Source organism: Phenylobacterium sp., from assembly GCF_030646615.1.
Lineage (GTDB): Bacteria > Pseudomonadota > Alphaproteobacteria > Caulobacterales > Caulobacteraceae > Phenylobacterium.
In genome coordinates, this window is sequence record NZ_JAUSLG010000099.1 from 12,036 (window position 1) to 30,925 (window position 18,890).

14 protein-coding genes and 1 pseudogene are annotated in these 18,890 nt (G+C 68.0%); 7 read left to right on the forward strand and 8 right to left on the reverse strand.

Annotated elements, in window-relative coordinates:
- The first annotated feature begins 58 nt into the window (after nucleotides 1–58).
- Nucleotides 59–1,342, forward strand: coding sequence for an O-acetylhomoserine aminocarboxypropyltransferase (locus tag Q7S93_RS17885; RefSeq protein ID WP_304715983.1), 1,284 nt, complete (start codon nucleotides 59–61; stop codon nucleotides 1,340–1,342).
- A 29-nt stretch (nucleotides 1,343–1,371) separates the two neighbouring features.
- Here the strand turns inward: Q7S93_RS17885 and Q7S93_RS17890 are convergent, their stop codons facing one another.
- From Q7S93_RS17890 to Q7S93_RS17905, 4 genes and pseudogenes are all read right to left on the reverse strand, one after another.
- Entirely contained in the window at nucleotides 1,372–3,156 is a 1,785-nt protein-coding gene (locus Q7S93_RS17890; protein WP_304715985.1) for a DUF885 domain-containing protein, read from the reverse strand.
- A gap of 230 nt (nucleotides 3,157–3,386) precedes the next feature.
- Nucleotides 3,387–4,481, reverse strand: coding sequence for a glycosyltransferase family 4 protein (locus Q7S93_RS17895; protein WP_304716036.1), 1,095 nt, complete (start codon nucleotides 4,479–4,481; stop codon nucleotides 3,387–3,389).
- A gap of 183 nt (nucleotides 4,482–4,664) precedes the next feature.
- A pseudogene (locus Q7S93_RS17900) lies at nucleotides 4,665–4,856 on the reverse strand (TetR/AcrR family transcriptional regulator); the annotation flags it as partial.
- Between the two features lie 52 nt (nucleotides 4,857–4,908).
- Entirely contained in the window at nucleotides 4,909–5,769 is an 861-nt protein-coding gene (locus tag Q7S93_RS17905; RefSeq protein WP_304715988.1) for a UDP-2,3-diacylglucosamine diphosphatase, read from the reverse strand.
- 140 nt (nucleotides 5,770–5,909) lie between these two features.
- Between Q7S93_RS17905 and Q7S93_RS17910 the strand changes: the two genes are divergently transcribed.
- Nucleotides 5,910–6,545, forward strand: coding sequence for a TetR/AcrR family transcriptional regulator (locus tag Q7S93_RS17910; RefSeq protein ID WP_304716038.1), 636 nt, complete (start codon nucleotides 5,910–5,912; stop codon nucleotides 6,543–6,545).
- Nucleotides 6,546–6,606: 61 nt separating this feature from the next.
- Here Q7S93_RS17910 and rfbA read toward each other — a convergent pair whose 3' ends face one another.
- The 3 genes from rfbA to rfbB are packed head-to-tail and all read right to left on the reverse strand — an operon-like array spanning nucleotide 6,607 to nucleotide 9,442.
- A complete protein-coding gene (gene rfbA / locus Q7S93_RS17915; protein ID WP_304715991.1) occupies nucleotides 6,607–7,503 on the reverse strand; it encodes a glucose-1-phosphate thymidylyltransferase RfbA in 897 nt (298 codons plus the stop codon).
- Nucleotides 7,500–8,396, reverse strand: coding sequence for a dTDP-4-dehydrorhamnose reductase (gene rfbD / locus Q7S93_RS17920; RefSeq protein WP_304715992.1), 897 nt, complete (start codon nucleotides 8,394–8,396; stop codon nucleotides 7,500–7,502). The genes rfbA and rfbD overlap by 4 nt, the downstream gene beginning before the upstream one ends.
- Complete coding sequence (gene rfbB, locus Q7S93_RS17925) at nucleotides 8,393–9,442, reverse strand: dTDP-glucose 4,6-dehydratase (protein ID WP_304715995.1); 1,050 nt, start codon at nucleotides 9,440–9,442, stop codon at nucleotides 8,393–8,395. Before rfbB ends, rfbD begins: the two co-directional genes overlap by 4 nt.
- 163 nt (nucleotides 9,443–9,605) lie before the next feature.
- Between rfbB and Q7S93_RS17930 the strand changes: the two genes are divergently transcribed.
- The 4 genes from Q7S93_RS17930 (at nucleotide 9,606) to Q7S93_RS17945 (ending at nucleotide 17,063) form a co-directional block, all read left to right on the forward strand.
- Entirely contained in the window at nucleotides 9,606–11,093 is a 1,488-nt protein-coding gene (locus tag Q7S93_RS17930; RefSeq protein WP_304715997.1) for an MATE family efflux transporter, read from the forward strand.
- 487 nt (nucleotides 11,094–11,580) lie between these two features.
- A complete protein-coding gene (locus tag Q7S93_RS17935; RefSeq protein ID WP_304716001.1) occupies nucleotides 11,581–12,915 on the forward strand; it encodes an acyl-CoA dehydrogenase family protein in 1,335 nt (444 codons plus the stop codon).
- 335 nt (nucleotides 12,916–13,250) lie between these two features.
- Nucleotides 13,251–15,008, forward strand: a complete 1,758-nt coding sequence (locus Q7S93_RS17940) for a class I adenylate-forming enzyme family protein (RefSeq protein ID WP_304716003.1) — start codon at nucleotides 13,251–13,253, stop codon at nucleotides 15,006–15,008.
- A 183-nt stretch (nucleotides 15,009–15,191) separates the two neighbouring features.
- Nucleotides 15,192–17,063: a methyl-accepting chemotaxis protein gene (locus Q7S93_RS17945; RefSeq protein ID WP_304716004.1), complete on the forward strand. Its 1,872-nt coding sequence runs from the start codon at nucleotides 15,192–15,194 to the stop codon at nucleotides 17,061–17,063.
- A 70-nt stretch (nucleotides 17,064–17,133) separates the two neighbouring features.
- On the opposite strand, the gene Q7S93_RS17950 is transcribed toward Q7S93_RS17945, so the two are convergent.
- Nucleotides 17,134–17,679 carry a hemerythrin domain-containing protein gene (locus tag Q7S93_RS17950; protein WP_304716005.1) on the reverse strand — a complete coding sequence of 182 codons (546 nt, stop codon included), beginning with the start codon at nucleotides 17,677–17,679 and terminating at the stop codon, nucleotides 17,134–17,136.
- 229 nt (nucleotides 17,680–17,908) lie between these two features.
- Here Q7S93_RS17950 and Q7S93_RS17955 point away from each other — a divergent pair, with 229 nt between their 5' ends.
- On the forward strand, nucleotides 17,909–18,673 hold the full coding sequence (locus tag Q7S93_RS17955) for a hypothetical protein (RefSeq protein ID WP_304716006.1): 765 nt from the start codon (nucleotides 17,909–17,911) through the stop codon (nucleotides 18,671–18,673).
- The last annotated feature ends 217 nt before the right edge of the window (nucleotides 18,674–18,890 follow it).

Genomic DNA, 18,890 nt, shown 5'->3' on the forward strand with positions numbered 1-18,890 from the left:
CGCGCCGTCATGCTAGGCGCAAGGCCAACAAGAACGCGTCAGTTAGGGAACCACGCCAATGTCGGACAATGCGGCTCTGCGCCCCGAAACCCTGGTCATCCACGCCGGGGCCACCCCCGATCCGGTGACCAAGGCCCGGGTCACCCCGATCTATCAGACCACCTCCTACGTCTTCGACGACGCCGATCACGCCGCGGCCCTGTTCAACCTGGAAGCGGCCGGCAATATCTATTCGCGCCTGGGCAATCCCACCGCCGGCGTGCTGGAGGCGCGGCTGGCGACCCTGGAGGGCGGGGTCGCCGCCCTGGCCGTGGCCAGCGGCCACGCCGCCCAGCTCCTGGTCTTCCACACCCTGATGGAGCCCGGCTGCAACATCGTGGCCTCGCGCAAGCTCTATGGCGGCTCGATCACCCAGCTCAGCCAGAGCTTCAAGCGCATGGGCTGGGGGGTCACCTTCGTCGAGGAGCTGGAGCCCGAGGCCTTCGCCCGCGCCATCGACGACAAGACCCGGGCGGTGTTCATCGAGTCGATCGCCAATCCCGGCGGTGTGGTGATGGACATCGCCGGCATCGCGCAGGCCGCTCACGCCAGGGGCGTGCCCCTGGTGGTCGATAACACCCTGGCCACCCCCTATCTCTGCCGGCCCCTGGACCACGGCGCCGACATCGTCGTCCATTCCCTGACCAAGTTCCTGGGCGGCCACGGCAATTCCATCGGCGGCGCGATTGTCGACGGCGGCCGGTTCGACTGGACCGGCGGCCGCTGGCCGAACCTCAGCGCCCCCAATCCCAGCTACCACGGCAAGGTCTTCACCGAGGCCTTCGGACCGGCCGCCTTCGTGGTCGCCTGCCGGGCGCTCGGCCTGCGGGACTTAGGACCCGCCATCTCGCCGTTCAACGCCTTCATGATCCTGACCGGCATCGAGACCCTGGCCCTGCGGATGGAGCGGCACTGCGCCAACGCCCAGAGAGTCGCCGAGTGGCTGCAGGATCATCCCAAGGTCGCCTGGGTCTCCTATGCGGGCCTTCCCGGCGATCCCAGCCATGAGCGGGCCAAACGCTACGCCCCCAAGGGCGCGGGCGCGGTCTTCACCTTCGGGCTGAAGGACGGCTACGCCGCGGGCGTGAAGCTGATGGGAGCGGTGAAGCTGTTCTCCCACCTGGCCAATATCGGCGACACCCGCAGCCTGATCATCCATCCGGCCTCCACCACCCACCGCCAGCTGGAGAAAGCCGACCAGATGGCCGCCGGCGCCGGCCCCGACGTGGTGCGGCTCTCGGTGGGGCTCGAGCATGTGGACGATATCATCGCCGACCTGGAGCAGGCCCTGGCAGGTCTCTGAGCTGAGCGGGTGAGGCGGTGGCCGCCGCCTCACCCCACCGGCAGGTCGAACATCAGCTGGCGCGAGACCCGCACCGGCGGGGAGCCGTGGCTCAGCAGCTCATCGTGATAGGCCTTCATGTCGAAGGCGGCGCCGGCGCGGGCTTGCGCTTCCCGGCGCAGGGACCAGTGCTCCCGCCAACCGACGAAATAGGTGGGCAGCTGGGCCGAGGAGACCCGGGCCCGCGTCCACTTGCCGGCCGCCTCGCGCTCCTGCTGGAAGGCGTCGTGGGTCATCAGATGCATGGCCCGGGCCTCGTCCCAGCCCTCCACATGGACGCCGATGTCGAGGATGGCGTTGGTGATCACCCGCAGCAGGAACTTCAGATTGGCCAGGCGATAGAGCGGATGGCCGTCCCGGTGGCCGGCCTCCACCATCACATCCTGGGCGTAGCAGGCCCAGCCCTCGACGAAGGTCCCTGACCAGAGGACCGCGCGCAGGGTCGAGGGGTGGCGGTTGGAGATGGCGAGCTGCAGGTAGTGGCCGGGCGTGCCCTCATGGACGGTCAGGCCTTCCAGCGTCCAATTGTTGTATTCCCGCAGGAAGGACTCCGCCTGTTCGGGCGTCCAGTCCTCGGGGATGGGCGAGAGCTTGTAGAAGGTGGGCAGCTCCCGGTCCAGCGGTCCCGGCGGATCGCAATAGGCCACGGCCACGCCCCGCTGGAACTCCGGCGTCAGCACCAGCTCCACCGGCTCAGGGGGCGGGGTGACGATGGGGTTGGCCGCCACGAAGGCGATGGCGGCGTCGAGCTTGGCCCGGGCGGTCTCGATGAGGGTCTCGGGCGTCGCGCGGTCGGCATAGACCAGCTCCAGGGCCGCGGCGATGGCCGCCTGCTCCTGATCGGCCGTCGGCCTGGGCGGCGTCGGCGGGGCGGCGTCGCTCACCAGCACCTGCCGGGCGATGTCGTACATTTCGGCCCGCACTTGGGCGAGCGCCTCTTCGGCGGCGGCCTTGATCTCGGCCCGGCTCAGGGGGCTGTCGAGGGCGAAGGCCAGCTTGGCGTCATAGAGCTCGGCGCCCAGGCGCCACTCGCCCTTAGCCTGCGGAACCAGGGCCTGGTCGATCCAGGCCTGGTGCTCGGCGATGGCGGCCTTGGCGACGCCGGCTGCGGCGCGCAGGTCGGCCTGGCCCTGGGGCTCCAGGGCGCCGGCCTCGGCGAGCAGCAGGTCCACCAGGCTGACCAGACCGGCGTTCTGGCCCGACACCGTCTCGGCGTGGATCTTTGGGGTGCGGCCTGGATCAAGGCTGGCGCGCACCTGGGACAGCAGGGCCGGAAAGCCGCTCATTCGTGAGGTCGCAGAGGCCAGTCGCTGCGGCAGGGGGGCGAAGTCCCGGGCGATGAGCCCATAGAGGGCCGAGCCCACCAGGGACTGATAGATCAGCGGGTCCCAGAGCTGGGCCTGCAGGGTGTCGTGGGTCCAGACCTCGCCGGCCAGGCTGTTGCGCAGGATGGCGGCGTCCACCTGCCGCTCGCGGGACAGATCGGCCAGGGTGAAGGCGTCAAGCTGGGCGAGAAAGCCTGCGGCGCTGTCGCGCCGGGCGGCCCAGCCCGCCAGGCTCAGATCATCCAGGCGATCATCGTAGCGATGATCCCCCCACAGCGTCGCAGTGATCGGGCTGAGCCGCAGGTTCGCCTCCAGCCAGGCCGCCGCCAGGGCGTCGAAGGCCTGATCGGCGGGGCTCGACGCCGGCGTCTGGGCGCGGGCGGCGGACAGCGGCAGGGCCGCAGCGGCCCCAAAGGCCATCAGCATGCGGCGGTCGAGCAGAAGAGGCATGTTGGTGATCCCAAGGCGCACCGCAACCCTCCGGCGCAGGCGGCACTTTCGGACAGGGCCGCACCACGGGCAAGCTCGCGTTCCACGCGCCGCAGGCGCCTTCAAGAGGGGACACGAAGGACACAAAGGGGCACGAAGAACACAAAGATAGCCGCCGACACCTTCGTGTCCTTGGCTATCTTTGTGTTCTTCGTGCCCCTGTTTTTCCCAGGACCTCAGGCTTTGCGACCTCAGGCCGTCTTCGGGCGGCGTCTCACCCTCGCCAGGCGGCGAAGTCTGCGCCAGAAGCGGGTCTTTTCCGGCTCGGGATAGGGCTGCAGGTTGCGCACGAAATCCTCGGCGCAGGCCTTCCAGGAGAAGGTCTCGGCAAAGGCCCGCACCGCCCTTCGATCCAGCGCCAGGGCCTCCATGCAGGCCTCCTTCAGCCCCTCGGTGGCCGTGGTCGCCAGCGCGCCGGCGCCCGAACCGGGGATGATGTCGATGGGGCCGGGCGCCGGATAGGCCGCCACGGGGGTGCCCGAGGCCATGGCCTCCAGGATCACCAGGCCGAAGGTGTCGGTGAGCGAGGGGAAGACGAAGACGTCGGCGCAGGCGAAATGGGCCGACAGCTCCTCGCCGAACTTCGAGCCGGTGAACACCGCGCTGCGATAGCGCTCGGCCAGCTCGTCCTTCTGCGGGCCGTCGCCCACCACCACCTTGGTGCCGGGCAGGTCGAGACCCAGGAAGGCCTCGATGTTCTTCTCCACCGCCACCCGGCCCACATAGAGGAAGATCGGCTTGGGCAGGTGGGCGAAGATGTCGGGCTCGCCCTCGGCGCGGGGGCGGAACATCTCGGTGTCCACCCCGCGGGACCAGGAGGAGATGTTGCGGAAGCCGTGGCGGGTCAGCTCGTCGCGCATGGTCGGCGTGGCCACCATCAGCCGCCCCGAGGGGCGGTGGAACCAGCGCATATAGGTGTAGCCCACCGACAGGGGCACGGGCAGCCGGGCCGAGACATATTCCGGGAATCGGGTGTGATAGCTGGTGGTGAAGGGCAGCTTCCATTCCACGCAGATTCGCCGGGCGGCCAGGCCGATGGGCCCTTCGGTGGCGATGTGGATGGCCTCGGGCTCGAAGGCCTTGAACCGCTCCTGCACCGGCTCATAGGCGCCGATGGCCACCTTGATCTCCGGATAGGTAGGCAGGGGCAGGGTCTTGAACTGGTCGGGGCGGATCACCTCCACCTCGTGGCCCAGCTCGCGCAGTTCGCGCACCACCCGGGTCAGGGTGCGGACCACCCCGTTCACCTGCGGCTCCCAGGCGTCGGTGGCCAGCAGGATGCGCATGGGGCGCTGGACCTCGTCCACCGGGGCGGCCGGCTCCCACATCCGCTGGGCCGGCGAGCGCACCGGGGTCGGCGGCGCGATCGGCGCCGGCCGGGGCGCCGGCGCAGGCGAGGTCGGCTGGACCCGATCGGCCAGGGGCAGGGTGGCCTGGGCCTGGGCCCAGGCGAAGAAGGCGCCCAGCAGGGCCTCGCGGGTGGGGAAGTGGCGATAAACTGTGCGTTCGCCGACGCCGGCGTCCTTGGCGATCTCGGCGAAGGACAGCTCGTCCAGGGGGCCGGCCTCGAGCCGCGCCCCGACGGCGCGGAGGATCTGGTCGCGGGTGGCGGCCTTCTGGCGGTCGCGGGCGTCGCCTGTGGCGCTGTCATCTTCACTCATGACAGTCCAACTGTCATGAGTTCGGCGGGGCGTCAACCGAAGGCTGTACGCTTCAGACGAGGATCGGTTCCGGCCGCGCCAGATCCGGCTCGCGGACGCCTTCGCCCGGAAGACCGAAGACCGGCTCGGGCGTGGCGCGGGCCTGGCGCACCGCAGTCCAGGAGCGGAGCTTGGCCCACTCCAGGATCTCCATGCGGCCGTCCATATGCTCCACCAGGGCGGTGCAGCTCTCCACCCAGTCGCCGTCGTTGATATAGAGGATGTCCTCGATCTGGCGCATCTCGGCCTTGTGGATATGGCCGCAGATCACCCCGTCGACGCCGCGGCGCCTCGCCTCCTCGGCCACCGCGCCCTCGAAGTTCTCGATGAAGTGCAGGGCGTTCTTCACCTTGGTCTTCAGATAGGCCGAGAGGCTCCAATAGCCAAAGCCCATGCGGCGCCGCACACGGTTGAACAGGGTGTTGGCGGCCAGAAGCCCGCGGTAGGAATAGTCGCCGAGGAAGGCCAGCCACTTGGCGTGCTGCACCACGCCGTCGAATTCATCGCCATGGGTGACCAGGAAACGCCGTCCGTCGGCGCCTTCATGGATGGCGTCGCGGGCCACCACCACGCCGCCGAAGTGAATGCCGCAGAAGTCGCGGATGCGGTCGTCATGGTTACCGGGAATATAGACGACGTTCACGCCCTTGCGCGCCAGGCGGAGAATTTTCTGGACCACGTCGTTATGGGCCTGTGGCCAGTACCAGCCGCTCTTCATCTTCCAGCCGTCGACGATATCGCCGACCAGATACAATGTGTCGCACTCCATGTGCCGGATGAAGTCCAATAGCATCTCGGCCTGACAGCCGCGGGTGCCCAGGTGGACGTCCGAAACAAACACTGTTCGATAACGCTGGATTCCGATATCGCCCACGAACGCCTCCGGAACGACCCCATTTGACTGTCGGGTAGGCTGATTGCGTGTCGCTTTGATGAAACCGCACTGCAACACTGGCGCTGCAGCATGGGCCGCCATATGTCAGCCGCACTTTGATTGAACCCTTGCCCGTGCAGATGGACGCTCGAACCTATCCCGCCAAAGAGACCCCGAAGTCTCGCCGGACCCGCGCCCGTATCCTGGACGCGGCCATGCGCCTGTTCGCCGAGGTCGGCTATCACGCGGCCACCAACGCCCTGATCGCCGAAGCGGCCAACCTGACCCGGGGGGCGATGCTCTATCATTTCTCCAGCCGCGAAGAGCTGGTGGAGGCCGCCGTGGCCCATATCGAGGTCGAGCGCGCCCGCCTGTTCGAACAGGCCGCCTCGGCGCCTGCCGGTCCCGGCGTGGATGCGGCCGAGCACGCCATCGACGCCTATTGGGCCCTGCTGCACGAGACCCCGTTCGTAGCCTTCGCCGAGCTTGAGGCCGCCGCCCGCACCGATCCCATGCTGCGCACGCGCCTGGCCAACGCCCAGAGCGCCTTTGACCGCAACCAGGTGGGGGAGCGCTTCCTGGCGCTCACCCAGGCCGGCAGCGACCCGCGCTTCCAGACCAGCCGCGACCTGGGCCGTTTCCTGCTGGAAGGCCTGGCGCGGGGCTCGCTCACCTATGACGAGATCGCCAGACGCGAGCGCCTGCTGGCGGTGGTCAAGCGCGCCGTCCGCGCCCTCAACCGCAAGGGCGAGGCCCAGGACCTCTGGGTCGACTGAGCATTTCCCGATAAGTGTGACGCGGTTATCGGGTCGAGAAATGCTCTTACTCTAAGAGCCCTTATTCCGCAGGCTCGGCGCCGGGCGCCAGGCGCTCGGCCAGGCGGATCAGATACTGGCCATATTCGCCCTTGGCCTGGGAGCGGCCGAGATCGGCCAGCTGCTCGCGGTCGATGAAGCCCTTGGAATAGGCCACCTCCTCGATGCAGCCGATGCGCAGGCCCTGGCGCAGCTCCAGGGTGCGGATCAGCTCGCCGGCCTGGATCAGGCTGTCATGGGTGCCGGTGTCCAGCCAGGCGAAGCCTCGGCCCAGCAGCTCGACGTTCAGTTCGCCGGCGTCCAGATAGACCTGGTTGAGCGCGGTGATCTCCAGCTCGCCCCGGTGGGAGGGCTTGAGGCTCTTGGCGTATTCGCTGGCCTTGCCGTCATAGAAATAGAGGCCGGTGACCGCATAGTTGGACTTCGGCAGGGCGGGCTTTTCCTCGATGCCGAGGACCTTGCCGCCCTCGCCCAGCTCGACCACCCCATAGCGTTCGGGATCGTTGACCGGATAGCCGAACACCGTGGCGCCGGCGGTCCGCGCATCGGCCGAGCGGAGCATCTGGCTGAAGTTCTGGCCGAAGAAGATGTTGTCGCCGAGCACCATGATGCTGGGCTCGCCGCCGACGAACGCTTCCCCCAGCAGATAGGCCTGGGCGAGGCCCTCGGGCTTGGGCTGCACCAGGAACTCGAACCTCACCCCCAGCTGCGAGCCGTCGCCCAGCAGGCGCTTGAAGGCCGCCTGGTCCTCAGGCGTGGTGATGATCAGGATCTCGCGCACGCCCGCCAACAGCAGGACCGACAGCGGATAATAGATCATCGGCTTGTCGTAGATGGGCAGCAGCTGCTTGGAGACCGCCAGGGTCAGGGGATGCAGCCGGGTGCCGGAGCCCCCCGCCAGGATGATGCCACGTCTCACGCCGTCTCCTTCTGCGCCGAAAGCTGGGCGACCACGTCCTCCAGCGCCTCCTGCCAGGGGCGAAGCTGCAGGGAGAAGACCGCCTGCATGCGGCCGGAGTCCAGCTCTCCGTTCAGCGCCCGCCGGGCCGGGGTCGGAAAGGCGGTGGTGGGCACGGGCTCCATGGCCGGCGGATCGCCCGGCCGGGTCAGGGCGAAGATCGCCTGCGCCATGTCGTAGCGGGAGGCGGCGCCCTCATTCACCACATGCAGCAGGCCCCATTCCGGCGCCCCGGCCGGCGCCTTGGCCAGCCGCTCCCCCTGGCTGAGGATGAAGGCCGCCAGGTCGCCGCTGGCGGTGGGGCGGGCGCGCTGGTCGGCCACCACCTTGAGCACCGGCTGGGTTTCGCCCAGACGGAGCATCATCTGCAGGAAGTTCTGCCCATAGGCCGAGAACAGCCAGGAGACCCGCATCACCAGGGCGCGGTCGCAGGCGCCCAGCACCGCCTGCTCGCCGGCCAGCTTGGAGGCGCCATAGACGTGCAGCGGGGCGGGCGCATCGGTCTCCACATAGGGCGCCGCCTTGTCGCCGGAAAACACCATGTCGGTGGAGACGTGCAGCAGGGGCAGGCCCCGCGCCTGGCAGGCCCGGGCCATGGCGGCCGGCGCCCAGGCGTTCACCGCATAGGCCAGATCCGGTTCGCTTTCGGCCTTGTCGACGGCGGTATAGGCCGCCGCGTTCAGCACCAGGTCGATATCGCCGGCCTCGGCCACGGCCCGGGCGACGGCGCCCGCGTCGGTCAGGTCGACCTCGGCGCGGGACAGGGCGGTGATCGTCACGCCTGGGCCAGCGCGGTCGAGCATCTCCCGGGCGAGCTGCCCGGTGGCGCCGAACTGCAGGATGCGCAGACTCATGCCTTGGCCAGGCCCAGGCGCTCGGAATGGAAGCCCTTGTCGCGGATCGCCTGCCACCAGTCGCGGTTCTCCACATACCAGGCGACAGTCTGGGCCAGGCCCTGATCCAGGGGCGTGGCCGGCTCCCAGCCCAGCTCGGCCTTCAGCTTGGCGGCGTCGATGGAATAGCGGAAGTCGTGACCCGGCCGGTCGGCGACGAAGGTGATCTTTTCGGCGTGCGGCGTATTGGCCGGCGCGAGCTTGTCCAGCTCGGCGCAGAGGATCTGGATCACCTCCAGATTGCGGTGGGTGGAGTCGCCGCCGATGCAATAGGTCTCGCCCAGGCGGCCCTTCTGCAACACCAGCAGCAGGGCCTGGGCGTGGTCGTCCACATGCAGCCAGTCGCGCACCTGCCGGCCGTCTCCATAGACAGGGATGGTCTTGCCCTCCATGGCCCGGACCACCACCGTGGGGATCAGCTTCTCGGGAAACTGGAAGGGGCCATAATTGTTGGCGCAGTTGGTGATCACCACCGGCAAGCCATAGGTCCGTCCCCAGGCCCGCACCAGATGGTCGGCGCCGGCCTTGCTGGCCGAATAGGGGGAATTGGGATCGTAGGGCGTCTGTTCGGTGAAGGCGCCGTCCTCGCCCAGGGCGCCGAACACCTCGTCGGTGGAGACATGGTGGAAGCGGAAGGCGGCCTTGGGCTCGGGCTCAAGCCCGTTCCAATAGGCCCGGGCGGCCTCCAGCAGCACGGCCGTGCCCGTGACATTGGTGCGCACGAAGTCCAGCGGCCCGTCGATGGCCCGGTCGTTGTGGCTCTCGGCGGCCAGGTGCATCACCGCATCGGGCCGATGGCGGGCGAAGATCTCCGCCATCTTAGCCGCGTCGCAGATGTCGGCTTCCTCGAAGGCGTAGCGAGGGGAGCCCGCCACCTGGGCGACATTGTCCAGATTGGCCGAATAGGTCAGGACGTCGAGGTTCACCACCTCGTGCCCCTGGGCGACGGCCTGGCGCACCACGGCCGACCCGATGAATCCGGCGCCGCCGGTGATCAGAATTTTCATGCCGACCTTCGTCTGCGGGCGTTCGTCCGCGCCCGTTCCAAGGCCCTGCTCATACAGTGAAATGCGGCAGGCTCAAGACGGGCGGCCCTTCGCCTGGGTTGTGGCGCGCCGCTCGCCTGCCTAGAGTTGAGGCCGCGCGCCTTGCGCGCATGGGGATGCTCAGTTGGAAGTCTCGACCGAAGAGCCCACGGGTCCGGGGCCGGCCAAGGGCCGATCCGGCGGCCAGATCGACCTGGTCCAGGGGCCGATCGGCAAGAGCCTGATCGCCTTCACCCTGCCGGTGTTGGGCGCCAACCTGCTGCAGTCGCTGAACGGCACGGCCAACGCCGCCTGGGTCAGCCACATCCTGGGTCCGGCCGCCCTGACCGCCACGGCCAACGCCAACAACATCCTGTTCCTGCTGCTGGGCGCGGTGTTCGGCCTGGCCATGGCCGCCAACCTGCTGATCGCCCAGGCGGTGGGGGCGGGCGCCACCGACCAGGTCAAGCGGGTCGCCGGCTCCAGCACCCTGTTCTTCGCGCTCATGTCCATGGGCGTCGGGATCACCGGCATCTTCGCCACCCCGGCCATTCTGGACGCCATGGGGACGCCGGGGGACGCCCGGGCCGACGCCATCACCTATCTGCGGGTGATCTTCGCGGCCATGCCGTTCATGTACTTCTTCTCCTTCGTGATGATGGCCATGCGCGGGGCCGGGGATTCCCGGACGCCCTTCTACTTCTCCCTCTGCGCCGTCGGCCTCGACATCATCCTCAACCCGATCCTGATCATGGGGCTGGGCCCCGCCCCGCAGCTGGGGATCGCCGGCTCGGCGGCGGCCACCCTGATCAGCCAGACCCTCACCCTGGCCGGCATGATCACCTATCTCTATCGCAGCGGCAGCGTGCTGGTCCTGCGGCGGGGCGAATGGGGGATGCTGCGCCCCGATCCGGCCATCCTGCGCACCCTGGTGGTCAAGGGCCTGCCCATGGCCATGCACATGCTGGTGGTGTCGGGCGCCGCCCTGGTCATGCTCACCTTCGTCAACACCTATGGCTCGCAGACGGCGGCCGCCTATGCCGCCTCCCTGCAGCTCTGGACCTATATCCAGATGCCGGCCATGGCGCTTGGGGCGGCGGTCTCCTCCATGGCCGCGCAGAATGTCGGGGCCGGGCGCATGGACCGGGTCGACCGGGTCGCCCAGATGGGCGCCCTGTTCGCGGTTGGCATGACCGCCGCGCCGGTGGTCCTGATCTATCTGGTGGAGCCCATCGTGCTGCAGCTCTTCCTGCCGGCAGACAGCGCCTCGACCCCCATCGCCCGACACATCAATTCCCTGGCCATGTGGGGCTTCATCCCGTTCGGCGTGGCCTTCATCTTCGCCGGCGTGGTGCGGGCCACCGGCGCGGTGATCGCCCCCCTGCTGGCCATGGTCGTCTCCCTCTGGGTGGTGCGCATTCCGTTCGTCCATTTCATGACGCCGGTTCTTGGGGCCGACGCCATCTGGTGGAGCTTCCCGCTGGGCAGCGTGATGACCATGATCCTGGCCGGGGGCTACTACCTCTGGGGGAATTGGCGGACCGCCAAGCTGATGCCCGCCCCGCCCCGCGGCGCCGCCGCCGACACCGGCCAGGCCACACCGGCCATGGCCCCGGTGGCGCGCGCCGACTGACGAGCCGAGGCCGCGGCGCGCAGCGCGGGGGATGATCAACCACGAAGGACACAAAGGGCACGAAGGCGTCGCAGCCCTTTGTGTTCTTCGTGTGCTTTGTGGTTCGCCCTTTGAAAGCGCCCGCGGCATACGAGACCTTCGGCCGCAGCCCCCCTTACGCCTGTCACCCTGGGCCCTGCGCCCAGGGTCCCTCGCGCCGCTTGCGCCCGCCCCGACGAGGGACCCTCGGTCAAGCCCGAGGGTGACGACTAAGGACTTGGCTGGTGAGGCGTTGCTACTGATATCGGGTAATTAAATTTGTTTTATCAGTAACTTAACCGTTTTCTCCGCCCCCGGTTGCGTCCGAAGCCCGTGCGCCTGATAATGACGGGAGGCGGCCAAGGCCGGCCGCCCCATTTTGAATTTTCGGTATGTTCGACGACCCGAAACATACCGTATTTACGAAACACCTCGCGCCTCGGTGCGGCGGGGCTCCAAGGAGGATGACATGGCCTGGGACTTTGAAACCGACCCCGAATTCCAGAAGAAGCTCGACTGGATCGAAGACTTCATGCGCGAGGAGGTCGAACCCCTCAGCCATCTGGGCATGGCCGCCCATGGCCCGCTGGGCCGCGAGAAATTCATCAAGCCCCTGCAGCAGAAGGTGAAGGACCAGGGCCTGTGGGCCTGTCACCTCGGCCCCGAGCTGGGCGGCCAGGGCTATGGCCAGCTCAAGCTCGGCCTGATGAACGAGAAGCTGGGGCGCAACTCCATCGCCCCCACCGTCTTCGGCTGTCAGGCGCCCGACACCGGCAACGCCGAGATCATCGCCCACTACGGCACCGAGGCCCAGAAGGAGAGCTGGCTCTGGCCGCTGCTCAACGGCGAGATCCGCTCGGCCTTCTCCATGTCCGAGCCCACGGGCGGTTCCGACCCCCTGACCTTCAAGACCCGCGCGGTCCTGGACGGCAATGAGTGGGTGATCAACGGCGAGAAGTGGTTCTCCACCAACGCGCGCTATTCGAAGCTGCTGGTGGTCTATGCGATCACCGATCCGGACGCCAAGGACCCCTATCGGCGCACCTCCATCTTCCTGGTGCCCACCGACACCCCTGGCGTGGAGATCATCCGCAATGTGGCGGTCGGCGGCGGCGGCGAGATCGGCGGCGGGACCGAGGGCTATGTCCGCTACAACGACGTCCGGGTCGGGCCTGAGGCCCTGCTGGGCGACCGCGGCGCGGCCTTCGTCATCGCCCAGGTTCGCCTTGGCGGCGGCCGGGTGCACCACGCCATGCGCACCGTCGGCGCCTGCCGCCATGCGCTGGACCTGATGTGCCAGCGGGCCGTGTCGCGCACCACCCGCGACGGGCGCCTGTCGGACCTGCAGATGGTGCAGGAGCAGATCGCCGACTCCTGGATCGCCGTCGAGCAGTTCCGCCTGCTGGTCCTGCGCACCGCCTGGCTGATCGACAAGCACAAGGACTACAACAAGGTCCGCAAGGACATCGCCGCCATCAAGGTGGCAATGCCAAAGGTCTATAACGACGTGGCCACCAAGGCCGCCCACCTGCATGGAGCGCTGGGCGTCTCCAACGAAATGCCCTTCATGCGGATGGTGACCAGCTCGCTGGTCATGGGCATCGCTGATGGCCCCACCGAGGTCCACAAGGTGACGCTCGCCAAGCAGATCCTGAAGGACTACCGGCCCGAGAACGACCTCTTCCCCAGCTACCACATCCCGCGCCTGCAGGAGGAGGCCAAGGAGAAGTACGCCAAGGAGCTGGGCGAGCTGAAGGAAGGCTACGCCAAGCTGAAGGCCGAACGGGAAAACGCCCCGGCCTGAGGAGCTCGCTCACTCCATCTTCGTCATGTTCGGCCTTGTGCCGCGCATCCCTCTCAGGGCCGCGCAAGCGTCGAGAGGGATCCTGGGCACAAGGCCCAGGATGACGGTTGAGGGGGCGGAAAAGTCTGTGCGCCGCAGGCGATAGGAAAGAAAACCACAAAGGGCACGAAGACCACAAAGAGGCTGCGGCCCCTTCGTGCTCCTTGTGTCCTTGGTGGTTAAGCCTTTTTGGCGCTGCGCGCCGGCGCCCGCTTGCCTCAGGCCTTAAGGCTCGGCTTTCTGAGCGCACACGTCGCGACAAGACGGCCAACACCTCCCAGGACACCAGGACCCCCATGACCGACACCGCCGCCAAGCCCTGGCCCGTCATGACCATCGAAGAGGCCCATGCGCAGCTCACCGCGCCGGGTCAGCGCTTCGAGCTCGATCAGGCTTTGATCGACGGGGTCCCCACCAAGGTCTGGAAGAACGCCCCGCCCACCCTGCGCGACGTGCTGCTCAACGGTCGGGCCTTCGGCGACCGGGAATTCCTGGTTTATGAGGACGACCGGGCCAGCTTCGAGGCCTTCACCCGCGCCGTCGTCACCCTGGCCCACAGGCTGCAGGCCGACGGCGTCAAGCCCGGCGACCGGGTGGCGCTGGTCATGCGAAACCTGCCCGAATGGCCGGTGGCCTTCTTCGCCGGCGCCATCATCGGCGCGATCGTGACCCCGCTGAACGCCTGGTGGACGGGGGCTGAGCTGGAGTTCGGCCTGGCCGATTCCGGAGCCAGGGTCGCGATGGTGGACGATGAGCGGCTGGACCGCATCCTGGAGCATCTGGACGCCTGCCCGGAACTCGCCCGCATCTATGTGACCCGGGCCGAAGTCCTGCCGGCCGATCCCCGCCTGGCCCGGCTGGAGGGTGTGATCGGGCCGGTGAACGGCTGGAAGGACCTGCCCGACCAGCCCCTGCCGGATGTGGCCCTGGCGCCCGACGATGTGGCGACAATCTTCTACACCTCCGGCACCACGGGGAAGCCCAAGGGGGCCATGGGCACCCACCGCAACCTGACCGCCAATATCCTGGCCAGCGCCTGCGCCGGCGCCCGCGGCGTTCTGCGCCGGGGCGAGGCCATCCCTGAACAGGACCCGCACAAGCTGCCGCAACGGGTCTATCTGCTGGTGGTGCCCCTGTTCCACGTCACCGGCTGCAACGCCACCCTGTCGCCGGCCATCAATTCGGGGTCCAAGCTGGTCCTGATGCGCAAGTGGGAGCCGGTGGAGGCCATGGGCCTGATCGAGCGGGAGCGGGTCACCAATACCGGCGGCGTGCCCACCATCGCCTGGCAGCTGATCGAGCATCCCGCCCGCCAGGATTTCGATCTGTCGTCCCTGACCACCGTGGCCTATGGCGGCGCGCCGTCTGCGCCCGACCTGGTGCGCAAGATCGTCGAGACCTTCCCGGGCTCGGCGCCATCCAATGGCTGGGGCATGACCGAGACCTCGGCCACCTGCACCACCAATATCGGCCGCGACTACGAGCACCGCCCCGACTCCTGTGGCGTCGCCCCGCCGCCGTGCGAGCTGAAGATCGTCGATCCCGCCGACGGGCTCACCGAACTGCCCGTCGGCCGGGTGGGTGAGCTGTGGGCCAAGGGGCCCAACATCGTCAAAGGCTACTGGAACCGGCCCGAGGCCACGGCCGAGACCTTCGTGGACGGCTGGGTGCGCACCGGCGACCTTGCCCGCCTGGACGAGGAAGGCTTCTGCTTCATCGTCGACCGGGCCAAGGACATGCTGATCCGCGGCGGCGAGAACATCTACTGCGTGGAGGTCGAGAACATCCTCTACGACCATCCCGACGTGATGGACGCCGCCCTGATCGGCCTGCCCCACCGCACCCTGGGGGAGGAGCCGGCCGCCGTCGTCCACCTGAGGCCCGGCGGGACGGCGACCGAGGATGAACTCCGCGCCTTCGTCCGCGAACGGCTGGCGAGCTTCAAGGTCCCGGTGAAGGTGACCTTCTGGCCCGAAACCCTGCCCCGCAACGCCAATGGCAAGATCCTGAAGGCGGAGCTGAAGTCCGCCTTTGGCGTCGAGGCCGGCGCCTGAGCGGCCTTAGGGCTGGGCTCGCCGCGCTGGTCTGCCGCGCTGCAATAACTGTCCCAAAATGGGTGCGGAATTCTTAATAATCGAAGCGCTACAAGGGGAAAATCTTAGCTCCCAAGGACAACTGCGTTGCGCCTCTTCAATCAACTGCCGGTCTCAAAGAAACTTCTAGTTGCGTTCAGTGTTGTGCTCGCCATCTCCTTGGGGGCGTCGGTGGTCTCCTATTTGAGCTCCCAGGCTGTAGAGAAGGCGACGGGCTGGAACACCCACACCTATAAGGTGTTGTCCGCCGCGGAAGATGTCAGCGCCGCGATGGTGGACCAAGAGACAGGGGTGCGCGGCTATCTGCTCTCGGCCAATCCAGACTTCCTTGATCCCTATCACCAGGGCCTAAAACGCTACGACCTCGCGGTGGGGGAGCTACAGACGCTTACCGCCGACAATGCTGAGCAACAGGCGAGAATCGCGGCTCTGAAAGAGCTGGCCGACCGTTGGCGCACGGACGTCGCCGAGGTTGAGATCGGCATGATGAAGGATCCGGCCACTATTGAGGCGGCCCGCTTCCTGGAGGCCTCCGCTGCGGGCAAGGAGGCCATGGACGGCGTGCGCGCCCTGATCGCAGAGATCGATGGGGCTGAAGCGGCCCTGTTGGCCGAGCGCTCAGTCCGGCGCGATCGCGAATCGGCCAATGCTCGGCTCGCCTTGATCGTCGGCGGCCTGCTGGCGGCCCTCGCCTCGGTGGGCATGCTGCTGCTGCTGTCGCGCACCATCGGCGCCCCGGTGTCGAGCCTGACCCTGGTCATGAGGCGGTTGGCGGACGGAGACAACACTGTCGATGTCCCCGCCACCGACCGGACTGACGAGATCGGGCGCATGGCCGGCGCCGTCCAGATCTTCAAGGAGGCGGCCATTGAGAAGTTGCGCCTGGAGGGCATGAGCGCCGAGCAGTCCAGGGCCGCGGAGGAAGAGCGCCGCCGGGCCGAGGTCGCCAAGGCCGAACTGGCCAGGGAGCAGGCTCTGGTGGTCGAATCCCTGGCCGACGGCCTGGAGAAGCTGTCCAAGGGCCAGCTCACCTTCCGCCTGGAGCAGAACTTCGCCGCCGAATACGAAAAGCTGCGGTTGGACTTCAACGCAGCCATGGAGACCCTGCAGCAGACCATGACCGTCATCGGCGGCGCGACCCTGGGCATCCGCTCCGGCGCCAATGAAATCACCCAGGCCTCCGACGACCTATCTGGCCGAACCGAACAGCAGGCCGCGAGCCTGGAAGAAACCGCTGCGGCTCTGGACGAAATCACCGCCACCGTGCGGCGCACCGCGGAAGGGGCCGAGACCGCCCGCCACGTGGTCGCCACAGCCAAGCAGGACGCTGAGCATTCCGGCGGGGTGGTGCGCAACGCCATCGCCGCCATGGCCGAGATCGAGAAATCTTCCTCGGAGATCGGCAACATCATCGGCGTCATCGATGAGATCGCCTTCCAGACCAACCTGCTGGCGCTCAACGCCGGGGTCGAGGCCGCCCGTGCGGGCGATGCGGGGCGCGGCTTTGCGGTGGTCGCCTCGGAAGTCAGGGCCCTGGCCCAGCGCTCGGCTGAGGCCGCCAAGCAGATCAAGACCTTGATCTCGACCTCCGGCGCCCAGGTGGCGCAGGGGGTGACCCTTGTGGGCCAGACGGGCGAAGCGCTGAGCCGCATCGTCACCCAGGTGTCGGAGATCAATGGTGTGGTGGCGGAGATTGCTGCGTCGGCCCAGGAGCAGGCCACAGGCCTTCACCAGGTGAACGCCGCGGTGAACCAGATGGACCAGGTCACCCAGCAGAACGCCGCCATGGTGGAGCAATCCACCGCCGCCAGCCACAGCCTGGCCCGCGAGGCCCAGGAACTTCAGGGTCTGATGGCCAGATTTGAGACCGGGTCTTCCGCCAAGGCCCCGTCAGCAGGCCCGCGCCCGGCGCCCCGGTCACAACCCGCGCTGAAGACCGTCGCCCGCCAGGGCGGAGGCGGCGCGCTACGGCGCCCCGAGGCCGAGCCCGAGGCCGAGGGCTGGGAAGAGTTCTAGTCGCCCACCCTTCTCACACCGGGGCGGCGCCGGAGGCCGGCCGCCTTAGCGGCGGCCGCGCCAGGCGGGCTCAGCTCGCCGGCGCGTCCACGGGTTTGCCGTAGACCAGTTCGGCGCCCTTCATGGAGCGGGTCTCGGGGGTAGGCAGGCCGCTGGCCTTGATCTGGGCCTGCAGCTCTTCCTTACGGGCGGCCATCTTCGCGCCCAGGGCGTCGAGGTCCACATCGGTGCGGCGGCATTGCGCGAACATGCCCTCCGAGGGCCGCTCCTCCTCCTTCACGTGGTGCTCGATCTCTTCGGAGAGCACCGAGACCTTGGCGTCATAGAAGGCGTCATCCGGCGAACCGGCCATCAGCTCGGCGATGAGCACCTTGGCGCCGTCGTGCTCCACATAGCCCTCGTCGAGCATGTCGCCCTCGATCTTGCCGCGGAAGGTCGGATAGAAGATCTCTTCCTCGATCAGGGTATGGATGGTCAGCTCGGTGCAGATCTTCTCCACCAGCTTGGCCTTGCGGTCCTTCGAGGTGGCTTTTTCGAACTGCTCGAACAGGTCCTCCACCTCGCGGTGGTCCTGTTTCAGAAGCTTGATCGCATCGATCTTTTCAGTGGTGGCCATGGGTCTCTCCCGCTGTCTGGCGCTTGCAGGCCTAACGCCGAGCGGTGGGATAGGATGCTCCGTCGGAAAGCCGACCCAAGCTCCAGAATTGCCAAGCGCCCCCCTTTTCCGCCAAGCTGAGGGGACATTGCGCCGGCGCGGGATTTCACGCCGGCGAAGACGCCTGCTTCTCATCGCCGGACCTGCCGGCCGCCCATTTCAGACCGACCGATTTTCGAGACCCCATCCCATGACCGAGATCCTTGTCCCGCGGCAGTTCCGCGGTCCCCCCGTCACCGCCAATGGCGGCTATATCTGCGGCGTCCTGGCCAAGGCCGTAGGCGGCAAGGGCAGCGCCATGCTGCGGGCCGGCGTGCCGCTGGACACGCCGGTTCAGCTGGTGGCCGGAGACGACGGATCGGTCTCGGCCCTGAACGCCGAGGGTCAGGTGCTGGGGCTGGCCAAGGTCGCCACCGACGACCAGATCCCGCCGCCGCCGCCTTCACCCGGGATCGAGGCCGCCCGCCGGGCGGCGGCCGCCTCGCCCTTCGCCACCCGGTCCCTGCACCGCGGCTGCTTCTCCTGCTGCATCGAGCGCGAGCAGGGCGAGGGCCTGGGGGTCCATGTGGGCCAGTTGCCGGACGCCGAGCCCGGGGTCTGCGCTGGCCTGTGGGTCCCCCACGCCAACTTCGCCGGCCCTGACGGGACCATGCCCGACGAGATCACCTGGGGCGCCCTGGACTGCTCAGGCTCCATGGCCTGGTGGATCAAGACCGGCTCGCCCGTGGGCCTGCTGGGCACCATGGCCGGCGAGGTGCTCAAGGCGCCCAAGGCCGGCGAGACCTATGTGGTCGTCGCCTGGGCGCGGGAATCGGAAGGCCGCAAGTTCTTCGCCGGCGTCGCCCTCTATGACGCCGCCGGCGAAGTGGTGGCCAGGAGCGGCCAGATCTGGATCGGCCGGCCGGCCGGCGCGCCGGCGCCCGCCCCGCTAGAGCCTGATGCAATCAGGCTCTAAACTCTAAGTCTTGAGCGCGTTCCGATAACCGGTTCCCACTTATCGGAACGCGCTCTGGCCTCGGCCGCCAGCGCCTGAGGCGGCGTCTCCCAGGCCTCGCGGCGTTCACGCTCTCGGGAAAGGCGCCAGCCGGCATTTCCTTTCCCGTGGAACGGGCCTATACGGAATATTGACAACCGCCCGGCCGAAAGGCCGGGCGCCGTCGTTTCTGGAGTAC

Excerpts from the sequence above, each read along its gene's own strand:
- Q7S93_RS17885 (WP_304715983.1), top strand. The coding sequence starts at position 59 with ATGTCGGACAATGCGGCTCTGCGCCCCGAAACCCTGGTCATCCACGCC.
- rfbB (WP_304715995.1), bottom strand. The coding sequence starts at position 9,442 with ATGAAAATTCTGATCACCGGCGGCGCCGGATTCATCGGGTCGGCCGTG.
- Q7S93_RS17950 (WP_304716005.1), bottom strand. The coding sequence starts at position 17,679 with ATGGCCACCACTGAAAAGATCGATGCGATCAAGCTTCTGAAACAGGAC.
- Q7S93_RS17940 (WP_304716003.1), top strand. The coding sequence starts at position 13,251 with ATGACCGACACCGCCGCCAAGCCCTGGCCCGTCATGACCATCGAAGAG.
- Q7S93_RS17955 (WP_304716006.1), top strand. The coding sequence starts at position 17,909 with ATGACCGAGATCCTTGTCCCGCGGCAGTTCCGCGGTCCCCCCGTCACC.
- rfbD (WP_304715992.1), bottom strand. The coding sequence starts at position 8,396 with ATGAGTCTGCGCATCCTGCAGTTCGGCGCCACCGGGCAGCTCGCCCGG.
- Q7S93_RS17910 (WP_304716038.1), top strand. The coding sequence starts at position 5,910 with ATGGACGCTCGAACCTATCCCGCCAAAGAGACCCCGAAGTCTCGCCGG.
- Q7S93_RS17895 (WP_304716036.1), bottom strand. The coding sequence starts at position 4,481 with ATGCGCATCCTGCTGGCCACCGACGCCTGGGAGCCGCAGGTGAACGGG.
- Q7S93_RS17890 (WP_304715985.1), bottom strand. The coding sequence starts at position 3,156 with ATGCCTCTTCTGCTCGACCGCCGCATGCTGATGGCCTTTGGGGCCGCT.
- Q7S93_RS17935 (WP_304716001.1), top strand. The coding sequence starts at position 11,581 with ATGGCCTGGGACTTTGAAACCGACCCCGAATTCCAGAAGAAGCTCGAC.